At 46.3% G+C, this 16,847-nt stretch carries 10 protein-coding genes, 1 pseudogene and 1 riboswitch; of the genes and pseudogenes, 9 read left to right on the top strand and 2 right to left on the bottom strand.

The genetic code is table 11. From position 1 onward, the window contains the following. Window positions 1-44 precede the first annotated feature (44 nt). On the bottom strand, window positions 45-995 hold the full coding sequence (locus tag AB6D06_RS08620) for a TDT family transporter (protein ID WP_017071043.1): 951 nt from the start codon (window positions 993-995) through the stop codon (window positions 45-47). Window positions 996-1,203: 208 nt separating this feature from the next. Here AB6D06_RS08620 and AB6D06_RS08625 point away from each other — a divergent pair, with 208 nt between their 5' ends. The 9 genes and pseudogenes from AB6D06_RS08625 (at window position 1,204) to AB6D06_RS08665 (ending at window position 12,240) form a co-directional block, all read left to right on the top strand. Then, window positions 1,204-2,100, top strand: coding sequence for a LysR family transcriptional regulator (locus AB6D06_RS08625; protein ID WP_017059889.1), 897 nt, complete (start codon window positions 1,204-1,206; stop codon window positions 2,098-2,100). Between the two features lie 88 nt (window positions 2,101-2,188). Continuing rightward, window positions 2,189-2,482, top strand: coding sequence for a YebG family protein (locus tag AB6D06_RS08630; RefSeq protein WP_008223840.1), 294 nt, complete (start codon window positions 2,189-2,191; stop codon window positions 2,480-2,482). A 155-nt stretch (window positions 2,483-2,637) separates the two neighbouring features. Further along, window positions 2,638-2,722: riboswitch (Fluoride riboswitch) on the top strand. A gap of 194 nt (window positions 2,723-2,916) precedes the next feature. Then, a complete protein-coding gene (locus AB6D06_RS08635) occupies window positions 2,917-3,609 on the top strand; it encodes an iron-sulfur cluster assembly scaffold protein (RefSeq protein ID WP_017071044.1) in 693 nt (230 codons plus the stop codon). 23 nt (window positions 3,610-3,632) lie between these two features. Further along, window positions 3,633-4,622 carry a GGGtGRT protein gene (locus tag AB6D06_RS08640; protein ID WP_372110117.1) on the top strand — a complete coding sequence of 330 codons (990 nt, stop codon included), beginning with the start codon at window positions 3,633-3,635 and terminating at the stop codon, window positions 4,620-4,622. A gap of 228 nt (window positions 4,623-4,850) precedes the next feature. Next, window positions 4,851-5,483: pseudogene (locus AB6D06_RS08645) on the top strand (MarC family protein). Window positions 5,484-5,741: 258 nt separating this feature from the next. Next, the gene (dapD, locus tag AB6D06_RS08650) at window positions 5,742-6,773 is read left to right on the top strand and encodes a 2,3,4,5-tetrahydropyridine-2,6-dicarboxylate N-succinyltransferase (RefSeq protein ID WP_372101219.1); all 1,032 of its coding nucleotides are present in this window, start codon (window positions 5,742-5,744) and stop codon (window positions 6,771-6,773) included. A 544-nt stretch (window positions 6,774-7,317) separates the two neighbouring features. Then, on the top strand, window positions 7,318-7,692 hold the full coding sequence (locus tag AB6D06_RS08655) for an EF-hand domain-containing protein (protein ID WP_372110118.1): 375 nt from the start codon (window positions 7,318-7,320) through the stop codon (window positions 7,690-7,692). Window positions 7,693-7,816: 124 nt separating this feature from the next. After that, window positions 7,817-9,139 (top strand): efflux RND transporter periplasmic adaptor subunit, encoded by a 1,323-nt coding sequence (locus AB6D06_RS08660; protein WP_372101397.1) that lies wholly within the window; start codon window positions 7,817-7,819, stop codon window positions 9,137-9,139. Further along, complete coding sequence (locus tag AB6D06_RS08665) at window positions 9,136-12,240, top strand: efflux RND transporter permease subunit (protein ID WP_372101399.1); 3,105 nt, start codon at window positions 9,136-9,138, stop codon at window positions 12,238-12,240. The genes AB6D06_RS08660 and AB6D06_RS08665 overlap by 4 nt, the downstream gene beginning before the upstream one ends. A 372-nt stretch (window positions 12,241-12,612) precedes the next feature. On the opposite strand, the gene purL is transcribed toward AB6D06_RS08665, so the two are convergent. Continuing rightward, on the bottom strand, window positions 12,613-16,536 hold the full coding sequence (purL, locus tag AB6D06_RS08670) for a phosphoribosylformylglycinamidine synthase (RefSeq protein ID WP_137001235.1): 3,924 nt from the start codon (window positions 16,534-16,536) through the stop codon (window positions 12,613-12,615). Between the last annotated feature and the right edge of the window lie 311 nt (window positions 16,537-16,847).

Below are 16,847 nucleotides of genomic sequence, written 5' to 3' on the forward strand. Positions count from 1 at the left end.
ATACTGAAAACTTAAGCTCCGTTTATCTTTTGAACTATTGCTTCTTACAATCTACTGCCTACCGCGCTTAGAACACGGTGAGGTTTGTAATTCATGTAATAACGAACCGCCACATAACCCACTACAAACGTTGCCACAATCAATTCTAGATACGCTAGGCCAAACACTTGATTGATGTAATGCGCTTCAATACCTTGTGCTTGCATCCACGCAGCCAGTTTGAACAAGGCTGTTGCACCAATCACGATTGGGAAGGTAAACGCTGCATAACCAGGGCTAAATGGAAGACGAAGTAGTTTGAAAAACGCCATATAGATAATGAACGTCATCAACACTGCAATACCAAATAGTAAACCAATGATCACAGGTGAAGGGTTAGCAGTAACGGTTAAGTAACCCGCCAAAGATAGGCTTGCCGGTGCTGCCATAATCGCAATCGTTGGTTTTGCAGCATCTGGCACTTCGTGAGAGAAGATCAAACGGTAAACCATGATTGGTAGCATTACTGCGTAAACCAATAAGCCGAATACCAAAGTCGCGTTAGCTACTGGCTCTAAAACTGGATTACCTGAGAAAGAGACGTCAGCGACGATAATACCGATCGGTGGCACAAACCAGCTTGGCACCATGTGGTGAATCTCAAAGTTTTTAGCTCTGTGGTACAAAAAGCTCGTTAGAAACACAACATGCAAAGCCACAGAAGCCAACCACATAGCTTCTTGTAAGAATTGAGAGATTGGCGCCAAAGACGCTGACACCACCATGCACCCCATTGCAAATGTTGGTACCACACTGCCGACAACAGGGTGAGCAAGATCTTCACGCAATAGGTGACCATGAATCAAAAATTTCACAGCTAAAACAAGAAGTAATACCGCCGCAATGCCAGCACTGATCCACTGCACCAAACCCGGTGTGTGTAAGATACCTTGTGCGACTAGAACACCATCCCAACACCAGCCTAAGCTTGCAATTGCTAGTGCTAACCCTGCCATGGGTGTTGGAGCTCCTGTTAATCTATATTTAATACGTTGAATCATGTCAGCCTCTCTTAAACCTAATTCACTAAACTTGTGAACTCATCAGCTTGTTGAAGCCATAATACGCTTGCGCTTCGTTAAACAATATCCAATTATATATAACAAGTGTTCATCAATACTGAACAGAATCCATTTTCACCAGCAGAGTAAAACTAGGAATCTGATGGCTAATATTTCAATAAAACAGCTCAAAGTGTTCGTCACTATTACTCAGCACTCGACATTGACTGCTGCCTCTGAGGCTCTGTTTCTGTCTAAAGCTGCGGTCAGCATGGCACTAGGCGAAATGGAGAAACAACTCGGCCACTCTCTATTTGACCGGGTCAACAACCGATTAATTCTCAACCAAGAGGGACATAAGTTACTTCCATTGGCGGATGAAATATTACATCGTGCTGCTGGTATTGATGTTTTGTTCCGTGATGATCAGCCTTTAAGTGGCAATCTAAAGGTCGGCGCGAGTGACACGATTGGTAATCAGGTCGCACCGTTTATTTTGTCAGGCTTTCGCGAACGAACTCAACATCAGGATCAAAGCTTGTTCATTTCAAACAGTGCACTGATCTGCCAAAAGTTGGTGGATTATGAACTTGATATCGCGCTAATTGAAGGAAAAACATTACACCCTGAACTCATTTCGAGTCAGTTTAGCAGCGATGAAATGTGCATTATTGTTAGTAATCAACATCCTCTCGTTGCCAAAGAAAAAGTGATTTTAAGCGATTTAGAAGACAGCCATTGGATTTTACGTGAATCAGGCTCAGGGACTCGCGAGTTTTTCCTTCGTGCCGTCGCACCGCGCATCGAACATTGGTATGAATCTTTTGAACTCAACACCACAGAAGCAATCATCAACTCTGTTTCTGCCGGTCTTGGCTTTGCCTGTTTGTCTCGTTTAGCTGCTCAGCGAGCGATCGATTCAGGCCGAGTAAAAGCGCTTAATGTGCCACTTGATATGAAACGCCGATTCTGGATGCTGGTCCATAAAGACAAATATCAAAGCCCACTGCTGAAATCTTTCATGAGTTATTGTGAAGACTGGGCGGCACATCAAGATTGAGGCCGCATAGTACGGGCTCCAACTGGACTTTTAACATCAGAAACTGTATAAAAAGCCAGTAAAATTTATCAAACTTAGAGGATTAACCATGGCTGTTATCGTCAAGTACGTGGTGGAACGCAACGGAGAAGAGAAAATGACTTTTACCTCTAAAGCCGAAGCTGACGCATACGACAAAATGCTGGATATGGCTGATGAGCTTTTTGAACTGTTAGGCAAAAGCGATTTAGTTGAAGATGAAGGCAAGCAAGAAGAACTTGCAATGTACCTAGCGAAGAACAAAGAAGAAGTTCTTTACGCATTAGGTGCTAAGCGTAAGCCAGCTCCGAAAAAAGCTAAGAAGCTTGAAGCTGTTGAAGACGCAGAAGAAGATGCAGCTTAACTAGCTGATACCTTTCTAAAAAACGTCAATGACGCCTCTAATCAGAGTTCGTTATTGGCGTTTTTTTATACTTATCGAAATATAATGAAGCTTGTTTATAGTCGAAATCGCTCTCAACATTCGCTTGCATGAAAGTGTGAGGAAGATCTAATCTATAGCCATCAGGTGATGGGGTTCCACCTAAGCTTTTGCTTCAACCGCCCGTTCTTTCCGAACAGTGCTAATGACTCCTACAGAATCGAAAACAGGTAATACTGTTGGACGTATCGCTATTCCTCCATTTTGAAATGGACTTAGTCTATTAAGACCAAGTTCCATGACACCTTTGGATTATCGATACTCAAGATCTGTAGTGAATTAGCCGCACCTCTTCCAACACGTCCTGTTTTCTCAACGCCCTAGGCCTTAAATGGCTCTATAAGTGAGAAAACATTATGCACTACTCTTCAGAAATTCAATCAATGTGCCCTATTCAAAGGGGTGATCTTCACAATTCAGCTCCAATTCCAGTTGAAGGCGCAATGGTTAGCCCAAAGGATGTCATCGCTATTTCTGGCTTAAGCCACGGTGTTGGCACTTGTGCACCACAACAAGGTGCTGCAAAACTGACTCTTAACGTAAAAAACGGCATCATCGAAGAAGCATTAATCGAAACGATTGGTTGTTCAGGTATGACTCAATCTGCCGCGATGGCTGCGGAAATCCTCACCGGAAAAACCATTCTAGAAGCGCTGAATACTGACTTGGTATGTGACGCGATTAACGTCGCGATGCGCGAAATCTTCCTGCAGTTTGTTTACGGTCGAACTCAGTCGGCTTTCTCTGAAGGTGGCCTAGAGATCGGCGCAGCACTAGAAGACTTAGGTCAAACACAGCGCAGCCAAGTTGGCACCAGCTACTCAACCGCAGCAAAAGGCGTTCGTTACCTAGAGCTTGCAGAAGGTTACGTAACCAAGCTTGCACTTGATGATCACAGCGAAGTGATTGGCTACGAATATCTCAACCTCGGCAAAATGATGAAGGCGATTAACCAAGGCGTGCCAGCGAATGAAGCGGCCGACCTTGCGACAGGGACCTATGGCCGCTTCGATGAAGCCGTGACCACTATTAACCCACGCCAACAGTAATTTTGCCTATTTAGAGGAAAGATATGATGAACACTCAATTTAATGAATCAGTAACTCGCGTATTGGCAGAAATGAACTTCGACTCGTTGGAGCAAGCAAACCAATACTGTTTATCACATAATGTCGACCCAAAAGCATTAGTGATGGACACCCAACCTATCGCTTTTGAAAGCGCTGCCGATGCTTATATCCTAGGCTCAGCACTGGCGCTATTTCGTAAAGCCACCAGCGCAGAACAAGCCGCTAATATTATTGGTGAAGGTCTTCAAGTATTCACCAAACCTGGCAGTGTTGCTGAGCAACGCCAAGTCGGTATCGGCCATGGCGCACTGGCTGCTCGCCTTCTCAATGAAGAGAGCCACTGCTTTGCTTTCCTTGCGGGTCACGAATCTTTTGCTGCTGCAGAAGGTGCGATCAAGATTGCACTGAACGTGAACAAATCACGCAAAACACCATTGAAAGTTATCTTGAACGGTCTAGGTAAAGATGCCGCTTACCTAATCTCTCGCATCAATGGCTTTACTTATGTTCGCACTCAATTTGATTACCAAACGGGTGAGCTAGTTGAAACAGAACGTCGCCGCTTCTCACAAGGCCCTCGTGGCGAGATCTTGTGTTACGGCGCTGATGATGTACGTGAAGGTGTAGCGATCATGCACAGAGAAGAAGTGGATGTGAGTATCACGGGTAACTCAACCAACCCAACACGCTTCCAACACCCTGTTGCTGGTATCTACAAAGCAGAACGCACTCGCCAAGGTTTGCCATACTTCTCAGTTGCTTCAGGTGGCGGTACAGGTCGAACATTGCACCCAGATAACGTAGCAGCAGGCCCAGCGTCTTACGGCATGACCGATACCATGGGCAGAATGCACGCTGATGCTCAGTTCGCAGGTAGCTCTTCAGTTCCTGCTCACGTGGCGATGATGGGCTTCATCGGCATGGGCAACAACCCAATGGTCGGAGCGACGGTTGCATTGGCTGTGGCAGTGAGTGAATCTCAACACGCATAACGACAAAGTGAGTCCCACAATCTGCCTGTTATGTAGAGTCTGTTAGTTGAGAATCAAGCAATAACGGACGACTAAAACTCTACACCTATCACTAAAACCAAACAGCCAGCCTTATGCTGGCTGTTTTTTATTCACACTTGCTCTACTATCTATTTCTAATAATTATTTGTATCTAAGATTAAATACATTCTGCTGTCGTATTTAACTACATATTTTCAAAGGAATAATATGAAAGAGCTCATCATTCATACCATTACCGTGTTCATGGGCTTTTTTGCCATCATGAACCCTATCGCCAACACACCGATCTTTCTTTGATTAACAGGTGATAATGATAGGGAAACGGTCAAGTCTATCGCTTTCCGCTCAGTGTTCATCGCCTTCATCATCGTCAGCACCTTTGCTGTCTCGGGTAAACTCATCTTCGACCTCTTTGGTATCACGCTTTACGCGCTTCGTATCACCGGCGGGATCCTCGTGTTCTTGATTGGCTTTCATATGCTGCAAGGTGACTCAACACACTCTAAAGCAAAAGAGAAGGTCAACTCAGACGCTCAACAAGATGCGGCGCTCAGTTTCGCCGTCTCGCCACTGGCAATGCCAATATTAGCCGGACCGGGCACCATTGCCACCGCGATGAACTTTGCCAGCACCGAAGGCATCTACGAAACCATCGTCGCCTTTGGCCTACTATGCGCCTTAACCTACGTATTGTTTGTATTTGGCGAGCGCTTCGTTAAAGCCGTTGGACCAAGCGCACTGAACGTGATTACTCGAATGATGGGGTTGATACTCGCGGTAATCGGTATGCAGATGTTGATTGAAGGGATTGAGCAAGCTTATAAGGCACTGTTTATCTAAAGAGGGGATTCACAGGAGAATGTTGATTAACGCACCAATCAATTTGTGTTGATCTGCAGTGTTTTCTCATTGCAGAAAACTATCTCTCAAAAGACAAGCAATATCATTTTACAGACTTTATCCCGATACGCCCTTTCATAACGAGGGCGCTCTCTTTATGATGAACGCAATTAAATTAACTTTGCTAACGGCAGCGCTTGTTATTCGAGCCGTTGTTTTGGAATAGCAAAATCAAGACTCAACACATGGAGATTCAACATGGCTTATTTTTCACTAGCCTTCGGTACGGCAACCAAAAATCGCGACAATAAAATCATTGAAGCGTTCTTCCCTAACCCGCTTCTAAACCCAAGCGACGCTCTTGTAGCAGCTGTAGCTGAAGTGTCAGGTTACGCTGAAGGCAACCAAGCTATCGAAATCTCTGCTGCACAAAGCGCAGAACTGGCGAAAGCATTCGCAGCAAACGATGATGCAGCTAACGCATCTTTCGCAGAAAAAGCGGCAGCGTCTGAACAGCCACTTGTTCTTGTTGTTCTTGCTACTGACGAGAAGCCAGCATCAGTTGCTGAAGGCTTCCTAAAGCTACAACTTATCTCTAACCGCCTAGTACAACCACACGGTACGGTACTGGACGGCATCTTCGGTCTACTGCACAACATCGCATGGACAAACGAAGGCCCTATCGACCTACCTGAGCTGGCTGAGCGTCAAATCGAAGCTCGCCTTGCAGGTCGTGCTCTGTCTGTAGATTGCGTAGACAAGTTCCCTAAAATGGTGGACTACGCAGTACCAACAGGTATCCGTATTGCTGACACTTCTCGTGTTCGTCTTGGCGCACACGTAGGCGAAGGCACAACAGTAATGCACGAAGGTTTCATCAACTTCAATGCTGGTACAACTGGCGTGAGCATGGTTGAAGGTCGTATCTCTGCGGGTGTTGTTGTAGGTAACGGTTCAGACATCGGCGGCGGCGCTTCTATCATGGGTACTCTGTCTGGTGGCGGTACGATGGTTATCTCTATCGGCGAAAACTGCCTACTAGGCGCAAACGCGGGTCTTGGCTTCCCTATGGGTGACCGTTGTACAGTTGAGTCTGGTCTTTACGTGACTGCGGGTACTAAGGTTCGCATGCTAGATAAAGAAGGCAATGAAGTAGAAATCATTAAAGCTCGCGATCTAGCTGGCGTGTCTGATCTTCTGTTCCGTCGCAACTCAATCACAGGCCAAATCGAGTGCCTAGCGAACAAGTCTGCGGTTGAGCTAAACAGCGAGCTGCACAGCAACAACTAATCTAAGCGCTAGATGCTAGATGCTAGATGCTAGATGCTAGATGCTAGATGCTAGATGCTAGAAAATAATAAGCCGCTGGGGTTCAATCCAGCGGCTTTTTTGTATGTTCTGGGAATCATTATTGCCCCATTACCAGTCAGAGTTAACAGAATGTTAACATGTATTTGCCCTACTAAAAGTAATCCCTTGTCTGTTGGATATTTGCAAGGCAAACTGCTGGGCAAAAGTTCGAAAACACTCTGAATGTCTAAAAATCGCCATATTTTTCGAAACTAGGGATTTTATATCATTGGCTTTTCGGTTTCGGTTTCGGTGGCTGAAAGTTTGGGATAATTTGAAAACCATTTGGACATAGCTATGCCTGTACTCTTACCAGAGTACTAGCGGCAGAAGTTTCATAATTTCTGTTGCGCTGCGCTTACAAACCGATAAGAACATAAATCGATATCTACTTAGCCATCTTTACATACCTTTACATCACATGACGTTATCTTACTTACATTAGTATATTCTTAAGTAGTGAAACAAAGAGAAGGAAAACGTCATGAAAATCAAAAGCACGATAATCGCGTTACTCGGTATCGTTATTGCCTTCGGAGCAATGGCTGGTGGAATGAATAAAGGCATGAATAAAGGCATGAATAAAGGCATGAATAACAATATGTCACGCCCAGTATTTTCACAGTTTGATCTCGATGGTGATGGCAAGATAACCGAAGCCGAGTTCAATCAAGCACGCTCAGAACGTATTGCCCAGCGAGCAGAAGAGGGACGTACGTTGAAAAATATCAATCAAAGCCACAGTTTTGCTTCGTTAGATAGCAACGCGGATCGCGCTATCTCTCAACAAGAGTTTAATGCTCATCAAGGCATGGTGAACCCCAAAAATACCATGGGCAAAGGCAAAAACAATCAGTAGCTCAATTCAATCAGGCCTCCATTTGTGAGGCCTGACTTATTTTGAGATCAAGGAAGCAAATCCGCTTATGTTGGTGTGCTACCTTTTGCTTAAGGAAAAGCTAATATATAGTAAGGGAATCGCTATGACTAGGTATAGCTGGTTACAAAGGGCTCTGTTTGTTCCTCCTGTTTTGTTGGGCATCGCGTTATTGGTGATCGCACCAGGGATGAAGGCTGAACCGCCTAATGCGAGTAATACGGCTGCTAAAAAGGTGGTTCGGGTGTTGAAAGTCGAGCCGCGAAATATCCAACCTTCTGCCATCGGATATGGACATACCGAGTCTGTTCAAGACTGGCAGGCACAGTCTGAACTTGACGGCGCGGTTGTGTGGGTTTCTGAGCAATACAAAACGGGCGCTATTATCCGCAAAGACAGCGAACTCCTTAGAATTGACCCCACCGCTTATCAACTTACTATTGCCCGTTTGCAAGCTGAGCTTGAAGTGCTAATGCTAACGAATCAGACCATTATCGATTCGCTCAAGATTGCAGAGAAAGAGTTTGAGGTACAACAGTCAGAATATGCCCGCTCAATCAAATTGAGTGAAACCGGGCATATCTCCAAAACAGAGAAAGACCGCGCGACCAAAGACTTGCTCAGCAGCCAGCAACAGCTCCAGACACAGAAAAACCAACTGGCAATTAATCAAGCGCAGCAAAAGGTTTTGCAAACGGAACTAGCACTTGCAAACCGAGATCTCGAACAAACCGTAATTAAAGCCCCATTTGATATTCGCATTGTCGAAACCTTGGTTGGACTCGCCGAGTATGTCAACAAGGGGGAATTGCTGCTCAAAGCGGATGACATCGATGCCGTTGAGGTTCGCGCGCAGTTTCCGCTTGGTAAAATGCGTCCGCTAAGAAATTCCAATCGCTTTGACTCGCTTGACGAAGATGTTCATAGCAACTTGAGCACGACAGTCGAGCTCCAAGCAGGCGATAAAGTAATTACTTGGCCTGCCGAGATCAGCCGCTCCGGCGGTGAAATCGATGCTCAGACTCAAAGCCAAAGCCTGGTTGCACAAGTAAATCAGCCCTATCAGCAAGCCATTCCCGGGGAGAAGCCACCACTTATTCGTGGGACTTTCGTTAAAGTCACGATTAAAGCACCAATGATGGAGCAACAAGTCTTGCTACCGATAAACGCCATCCATGATGGTAAAGTTTACACTGTCTCTGAAGGTAAACTGAAAAGCAAACCTGTCAGGATAGATTTCGTCCAAGGGCAGGTTGCGGTGATCAAATCTGGCGTGGAATTCGGTGATGTGGTTGTGCTAAGTAAACTTTCACCCGCCGTTGAGGGGATGGCTTTACAACCGCAACCGGATGAGAAAATCGGCCTTTGGTTGGATACGCAGAGCGGATTTAAAGCCCTAAACGCGATTCAGAAAGAGGGCAAATTATGATCGCTTTTTTTGCTCGGCACACCACTGGCGCCAATGTCCTGATGATGGCGGTACTGCTATTAGGGGCTTTTGCCTTGCCCAAACTGCAGAAAGACACTTTTCCGTTGACGCCGACCAAAAATATTGAGGTTCGGATCGTTTATCCGGGCGCGTCACCTTTTGAGATGATGGAAGAAGTGTGTTACCCGTTGGAAGATTCTCTCGATAAGCTGAGTGGAATTAAAGAGTTAAGCTGTGATGCCCGAGAGAGTTTGGTCATCGCCAATGTGGAAATCGGCGATGATGAAGACATTGACACTTTAACCAGCGATATTCAACAGCAGGTTAACGCCATCAGTGATTTTCCGGATCGAGTTGAGCAGATCACTGTGTCGAAACTGGACCGAGTGGCAACGGTGGCCAGTGTCGCGATTACCGGCAATATGTCAGATAGGGACTTATATCTCTATGCCCAACAAATTAAGCACAAGTTAAAAGAGAGCCCATTGATCGCTCAGGTGACCGTGAGCGGTTTTGCGGATCAAGAAATAGAAATTCGCGTATCGCAGTGGAAGTTGCAGCAGTACGGCCTGAGTGTGTCCGACTTGTCCAATCTAGTACAACAGCAAAGTATCAGCACTCCTGCTGGCGTATTTAGTAATGACTTGGAAGAGATCAGCGTCCGCTTCGACCACTTAGGCAGCAACGTCAGAGACTTCGAAAATATCGTGATTAAATCCAGTGAGACGGGGACTCAGGTTCGCCTCGGTGATGTTGCCGTTATTCAGCAGAAGTTTACTAGCGATGAAAATCAAATCCTGTTCAATGGTCAGCGTGCCGCTTTGCTTCAGGTGTCCAAAACGCAATTTCAAGATACCTTAACGGTCAAAGATGCGATCGTCAGCATCGTTGAAAAAGAACAGGCGAGAGCCCCTGAAGGCGTCGCTTTAACCATCACCCAAGATTCCAGCACCAATATTATTGAGCGTCTGAGAATCCTCACCAGCAATGGCGCACAGGGATTAGCACTGGCATTTTTGATGTTGTGGGCGTTTTTTAATATTCGCTTTAGCTTTTGGGTCACCATGGGGCTGCCGGTTTCATTCCTTGGCGCCATTTTTGTGATACAACTTCTCGGTTATACCCTGAATATGATGACGCTGGTCGGGCTGATTGTCGCGATTGGTCTGCTAATGGACGACTCGTTGATCATTGCAGAAAACATCGCTGCCAAGAGGCAACAAGGGCTACCCGCGTTTGACGCTGCAGTTGAAGGTACCAAACAAGTCTTCCCAGGTGTGATTGCATCGTTTGCTACCACCATCATGGTGATAGGGCCGCTGATGTTTCTCACAGGCAAGATGGGCGAAGTACTACGCTATATTCCCATCGTGTTATTGATTACCTTGCTTGTTAGTCTGATAGAAGCTTTCTTGATCTTGCCGTCTCATTTGGCACATAGCCATACTGAATCTCGCTCTAATCCTATACGGGACAAGTTCATTGCCGGTTTTGAAAACATCAGAGACAGATTCTTTGTGCCAGTGAGTGTCAAGGCGATGAATGCACCTTATCTTTCAGTAGGGATATTGGTGATGGTGGTGATGATTTCAACCGCTTCCATTTCGTCAGGTTGGCTGAAATTCAAAGCCATGCCTGCCTTGGAAAGTGATGTGCTGCAGGCGCGTATCTTGCTCCCTCAAGGCAGTTTACTGAGCCAGACAGAGGCGGTGGTGGAGAAGGTTTCAAACGCGCTTGATGAACTCAACCAAGAATACGCAGAGAAATACCCAAGCTCAAAACCTTTGGTCGCGAGCACCACGATCATGTTCAACTCAAATGCTGATGCTAATGAGTCGGGGCCGCATATGGCAACCGTCAGTGCCGATCTATTGCCAGCGCAATTTAGGCAGCAGAGCATTAAAGATCTGATCCAAGATTGGAAACAAAAAGTAGGCCCTACGGCGGATGTGGTTTCACTCAAGTTTACCGATAAAGAACGGGGCATTGCTGGCAATGGCATTGATATTCGGGTTCAGGGTGAGTCGTTACAAGAGCTCAATCAAGTCAGCCGCTCGCTGGTGAAATGGTTGAAGGGATTTGACGGTGTCTATAACCTCTCCACCGATCTGCGTGAGGGCAGAACCGAATTTCACGTTAACCTTAAAGATGAAGCTGGCGTGATGGGAGTTAATGCTTCCAACATTGCTCAAACGCTGCGCAGCGCGGTAAAAGGCAGTACTGATCTGACGGTTTTCCAACAAGGCGAGCTGGTGGATATTAGTGTGAGACTGGATGAGTTTACGCACCAAGCTAGCCTGTATGAGTTGAATAACTTGATGGTGACGGCAGGCAATGGAACCCTAGTTCCATTATCAAGTGTTGCGACGTTTGACAGAAAACAAGCCTTCTCGCGAATTCACCGCATTAATGGGATGAACACTGTGGTTGTGCAAGGCAATATCGATACGCGGGTTGCCAATGCGCGTGAAATCATGCTGCAGTTCAATAGCGAATTTGTCTCGCAAACTCAACACAAATTCCCAGACATCACCTTCACCTCGCAAGGTCAGGATAAAGAAAGCTCAGATACGGGCTCCTCGCTGGCGACCTTCTTTGCTCTTGGCGTGGTGGGGATTTATCTTATTTTAGTGTTCCTGTTACAAAGCTACACTCAACCGATTGCTGTGCTGCTGGCAATCCCTATGGGCTGGATTGGTGTGGTATGGGGCCACTTGGGCATGGGGTTCGATTTGACTATTCCAAGCTTGGTTGGCTTTGCTACCTTAGCGGGTATCGTCGTTAACGATAACATTCTGTTGGTCAATTTTATTAAGAAGAATATCGCCCAAGGCGAGCGCTTGATAGACGCTTGTCGAGAGGCGGTACGTGACCGATTTAGAGCGATATTTATCACCTCGTTAACCACATTTGCAGGATTGCTTCCACTGTTAACCGAAACCAGTACGCAAGCGCAATTTCTGATCCCGTTAATTGCCAGTATTGCGTTTGGCTTAGTCTCGGCTACGTTACTAGCGTCAATTGTTGTGCCTTGCGTGCTGCTTATTTTGGACGATTTAAAGCTGACCAAATGGGCAGAAGGTGCTCAATCTTCCCTTTGAGGCCCTTGGGAGTGCATGCTGAACCATGTCATTTAGCCCGGCATGAAAATGGTAGTTTGCGTAGAATTTATTTGGCGATTAAACCCTATCACTGACTGCTGTTTTTTTGCGTACAAAAAACAATAGGGTCAGGTCTTGTCTTTTGCTCTTTGGTGGCAGTTTTTCTATCAGGTTTAGTTATTTGTCATACCTGAAGTTATTAGTCATTTGCTAATGTTTGATTTTCCAAAACTCATTTCTGTCCAAAAGTTTGTTATACACACATCCACTATACGGTGATCCCTACACCACACTCACCACCAAAAAAAGCGCAGACCTTTCGATCTGCGCTTGTGGTTATTGTCCCGATAACACTGTTTAAATCGTTTTCAATTAACCCACGTTCTTACGTGCGTTTTGGAACATACGCATCCAAGCGCCATTCTCGCCCCAACCTTCCGGAGACCAAGAGTTTGCAACCGTACGGAATACACGCTCTGGGTGAGGCATCATAATTGTCACGCGGCCGTCAGTCGTTGTTAAACCTGTGATAGCGTTTGGCGAACCATTCGGGTTATTCGGGTATTGCTGCGTTTGGTTACCGTTGTTATCAACGTAACGTAGAGCAACCGTACCTGAGTTTTCAATCGCGTTTAGGTGGTCGTTATCACGTACTTCTACGCGGCCTTCACCGTGAGAAACAGCGATTGGCATACGAGAACCTTCCATGCCGTTGAAGAATACAGAATCTGACTTCTGAACTTCTACTAGGCTGAAACGTGCTTCAAAGCGCTCAGATTCGTTGCGAACGAAACGTGGCCAGTACTCCGCACCTGGGATAAGTTCACGTAGATTCGACAGCATCTGACAACCGTTACACACACCTAGAGAGAAGGTATCTTCACGCTTGAAGAAGTTTTCAAACTGGTCACGAGTAGAGTCATTAAACAAAACCGACTTCGCCCAACCTTCACCAGCACCTAGTACATCACCGTAAGAGAAGCCACCACATGCCACAAGGCCGTTGTATTCTTCTAGTACCGCTTGACCTGTTAGGATGTCGCTCATGTGAATATCAGTTGCTTCGAAGCCTGCACGGTCGAATGCTGCTGCCATTTCAACGTGAGAGTTAACACCCTGCTCACGTAGAATCGCCATCTTAGGCTTAGCACCTGTGTTGATGAACGGTGCTGCGATGTCTTCGTTTACGTCAAAGCTCAGTTTCACGTTCAGACCTGGGTCCGAGTTGTCTTTCTTCGCTTCGTGTTCTTGGTCAGCACATACTGGGTTATCACGCAGACCTTGCATCTTGTGCGTTGTCTCAGCCCAGATAGTACGTAGTTCAGTACGGTTACGTTCAATCACTACAGACTCGCCAGACTTAATCACTAGTTCATCTGATGCTTCCCCTTCACCAACAACGCTGCCAATCACATGAGAACATGCTTCTAGACCGTTAGCTGCAAGAGTAGAAAGTACTGCGTCTAGGTCGTCGTTACGGACTTGGATTACTGCACCTAGCTCTTCGTTGAACAGTGCTGCTAGCGTGTCTTCACCTAACGCTTCAATGTTTGCATTAACACCACAGTGACCTGCGAATGCCATTTCTGCTAGCGTTACGAATAGACCACCATCGCCTTTATCGTGGTAAGCGACAACTTGGTCGTTCGCTACAAGTGCTTGAACGCCTTCGTAGAAACCTTTTAGTTGCGCTGCGTTGTCTACGTCTGCTGGCTTGTCACCAAGCTGCTTGTAAACCTGTGCAAGTGCTGTTGCACCCATACGGTTTTTGCCGTTACCTAGGTCGATAAGAACTAGGCTTGTATTACCTAGTCCTTCAAGGTTATCAGGGGTGCGAAGCTGAGGAGTAATCGTCTTACGAACATCTTCAACACGTGCAAACGCAGTGATAACAAGAGATAGCGGAGACGTTACTTCTTTCTGCTCGCCATTCTCTTCCCACTTAGTCTTCATCGACATTGAGTCTTTACCCACTGGGATAGTTAGACCCAGAGCTGGACATAGTTCTTCACCAACCGCTTTAACCGCTTCGTAAAGACCTGCATCTTCACCTGGGTGACCTGCTGGAGACATCCAGTTAGCCGACAGTTTAATGTGTTTGATATCGCCGATGTTGGTCGCTGCGATGTTAGTAATTGCTTCACCAACCGCTAGACGAGCCGATGCGCCGAAGTCTAGAAGTGCCACTGGCGTACGCTCACCAAGAGACATAGCCTCACCGTGGTAAGAGTCGTAGCTTGCCGCTGTTACTGCGCAGTTAGCAACAGGAACCTGCCATGGACCAACCATTTGGTCACGAGCTACAAGGCCTGTTACCGAGCGGTCACCGATGGTGATAAGGAATGTTTTCTCAGCGACTGTTGGCAAGCGAAGAACACGGTCAACCGCTTCGTTCATCTCGATGCCAGAACGGTCAATCGCAGGGTTGTTAGCTTTTAGCGTTTTCGCGTCACGGTGCATCTTAGGTGTTTTACCTAATAGGATGTCCATTGGCATGTCGATTGGCGTGTTGTCGAAGTGTGAATCTTCTAATTTCAGATCACGTTCTTCAGTTGCTTTACCAACCACTGCGTACGGTGCACGTTCACGCTTACAAATCGCGTCGAACGTTGCCATGTCTTTATCAGCAACCGCCATTACATAACGCTCTTGAGATTCGTTACACCAGATCTCAAGTGGGCTCATGCCCGGCTCATCGTTTGGCACGTCACGTAGATTAAAGATACCGCCACGCTCGCCATCGTCGACTAGCTCAGGAAGAGCATTCGAGATACCGCCCGCGCCCACATCGTGGATAAATGCGATTGGGTTCGCATCACCAAGCTGCCAACAACGGTCGATAACTTCCTGACAACGACGCTCCATCTCTGGGTTTTCACGTTGTACAGAAGCGAAATCAAGATCTTCAGAAGAAGAACCAGAATCCATTGAAGATGCCGCACCGCCGCCAAGGCCGATGTTCATCGCAGGACCACCTAGAACGATTAGGCTTGCACCTACCGGGATCTCTTTCTTCTGAACGTGCTCATCACGGATGTTGCCAAGACCACCAGCTAGCATGATTGGTTTGTGGTAACCACGCACTTCTTCACCTGCGTGAGAGTTTACTTTCTCTTCGTAAGTACGGAAGTAGCCAAGTAGGTTTGGACGACCAAATTCGTTGTTGAATGCCGCGCCACCAAGAGGACCTTCAAGCATGATATCCAGAGCAGTAACGATACGGCTTGGCTTACCAAAGTCAGTTTCCCAAGGTTGAACGAAGTTCGGGATCTTAAGGTTAGATACAGAGAAAGCAACAAGACCCGCTTTTGGCTTACCACCAATACCGGTTGCGCCTTCATCACGGATTTCACCGCCTGAACCTGTCGATGCGCCTGGCCACGGTGAGATTGCCGTTGGGTGGTTGTGCGTTTCAACTTTCATCAAGATGTGTGTTTTTTCTTGGTGGTAGCTGTACTGGCGAGTTTCTGGATCTGGGAAGAAACGACCAACTTCAGAACCTGTCATTACCGCTGCGTTATCTTTATAAGCAGACAGAACATGTTCTGGTGTCGTTTCAAAGGTGTTCTTAATCATCTTGAACAATGATTTTTCTTGCTTAACGCCATCGATAGTCCAATCAGCGTTAAAGATCTTATGACGACAGTGCTCTGAGTTCGCTTGTGCAAACATCATTAGCTCGATGTCCGTCGGGTTACGACCTAGCTTCTCAGTGAAGCTTTCAAGAAGGTAATCAATCTCATCTTCTGCAAGTGCAAGACCTAGGGTAACGTTTGCTTTTTCAAGCGCTTTACGTCCACCAGTTAGTAGGTCAACTTCCGCATAAGGAGCAGGCTCAGCAACGGTAAATAGTGCCGCCGCTGATTCGAAGTCAGTGAAAACCACTTCCATCATACGGTCGTGCAGGATTGCTTTCAGCTCAACAAGTTGAAGTTCAGAAAGTTCAGCAGAGGTTTCAATGTAGAAAGCAGTACCGCGCTCTAGACGTGACACTTTAGCCAGTCCGCAGTTGTGTGCGATATCTGTTGATTTTGAAGACCAAGGCGAGATAGTGCCTGGGCGTGGCGTTGCAAGCAGCAGTAAACCTTCAGGTTCATGCTCTTCAATCGTTGGACCGTAAGTCAGTAGCTTTTCTAGCTTCTCAACTTCAGACTCATCTAGGTCTGCCGTTAGATCAGCAAAGTGGGCAAACTCAGCGTAAATACCTGTTACAGGTAAGCTTAATTCACGACAAAGCTCTAAAAGCTTGTTAACACGAAACTCAGATAGAGCTGGGGAGCCACGCAAAATTCTCATGTGCTTACGTCTCTTATGCAGTTAATTAAGGTAGTATTGGAATAAATTCAGTGGGTTAAAGGAAAAACCTAACTGTTTTCTTCGAAGCTATTCCCGAAGGTTTAAAAACCTATGCCGATCCCACCTCTTCAATGCGAGCGCATTATAAAGCATTTCTTTTTGTGACGTAACACCAAAAGCAACCGTTTGCGTGATTTTTTTTATCTTTCTGCGTAAATGGTACTTTTGCTGCATTTATCACCACTTTTACAACTGTTTAATTAAACCTGCTTTGCCAGCCTTGCGGGGTTTGGTATAAAGGAGCTTCTACT

This window comes from Vibrio sp. 10N.239.311.G01 (assembly GCF_041465805.1).
GTDB classification, from domain to species: Bacteria; Pseudomonadota; Gammaproteobacteria; order Enterobacterales; family Vibrionaceae; genus Vibrio; species Vibrio crassostreae_C.

Coding starts and splice junctions, on each gene's coding strand:
- AB6D06_RS08635 (WP_017071044.1), top strand. CDS start 2,917: ATGCACTACTCTTCAGAAATTCAATCAATGTGCCCTATTCAAAGGGGT.
- AB6D06_RS08665 (WP_372101399.1), top strand. CDS start 9,136: ATGATCGCTTTTTTTGCTCGGCACACCACTGGCGCCAATGTCCTGATG.
- AB6D06_RS08620 (WP_017071043.1), bottom strand. CDS start 995: ATGGCAGGGTTAGCACTAGCAATTGCAAGCTTAGGCTGGTGTTGGGAT.
- AB6D06_RS08640 (WP_372110117.1), top strand. CDS start 3,633: ATGATGAACACTCAATTTAATGAATCAGTAACTCGCGTATTGGCAGAA.
- AB6D06_RS08625 (WP_017059889.1), top strand. CDS start 1,204: ATGGCTAATATTTCAATAAAACAGCTCAAAGTGTTCGTCACTATTACT.
- AB6D06_RS08660 (WP_372101397.1), top strand. CDS start 7,817: ATGACTAGGTATAGCTGGTTACAAAGGGCTCTGTTTGTTCCTCCTGTT.
- AB6D06_RS08630 (WP_008223840.1), top strand. CDS start 2,189: ATGGCTGTTATCGTCAAGTACGTGGTGGAACGCAACGGAGAAGAGAAA.
- dapD (WP_372101219.1), top strand. CDS start 5,742: ATGGCTTATTTTTCACTAGCCTTCGGTACGGCAACCAAAAATCGCGAC.
- purL (WP_137001235.1), bottom strand. CDS start 16,536: ATGAGAATTTTGCGTGGCTCCCCAGCTCTATCTGAGTTTCGTGTTAAC.
- AB6D06_RS08655 (WP_372110118.1), top strand. CDS start 7,318: ATGAAAATCAAAAGCACGATAATCGCGTTACTCGGTATCGTTATTGCC.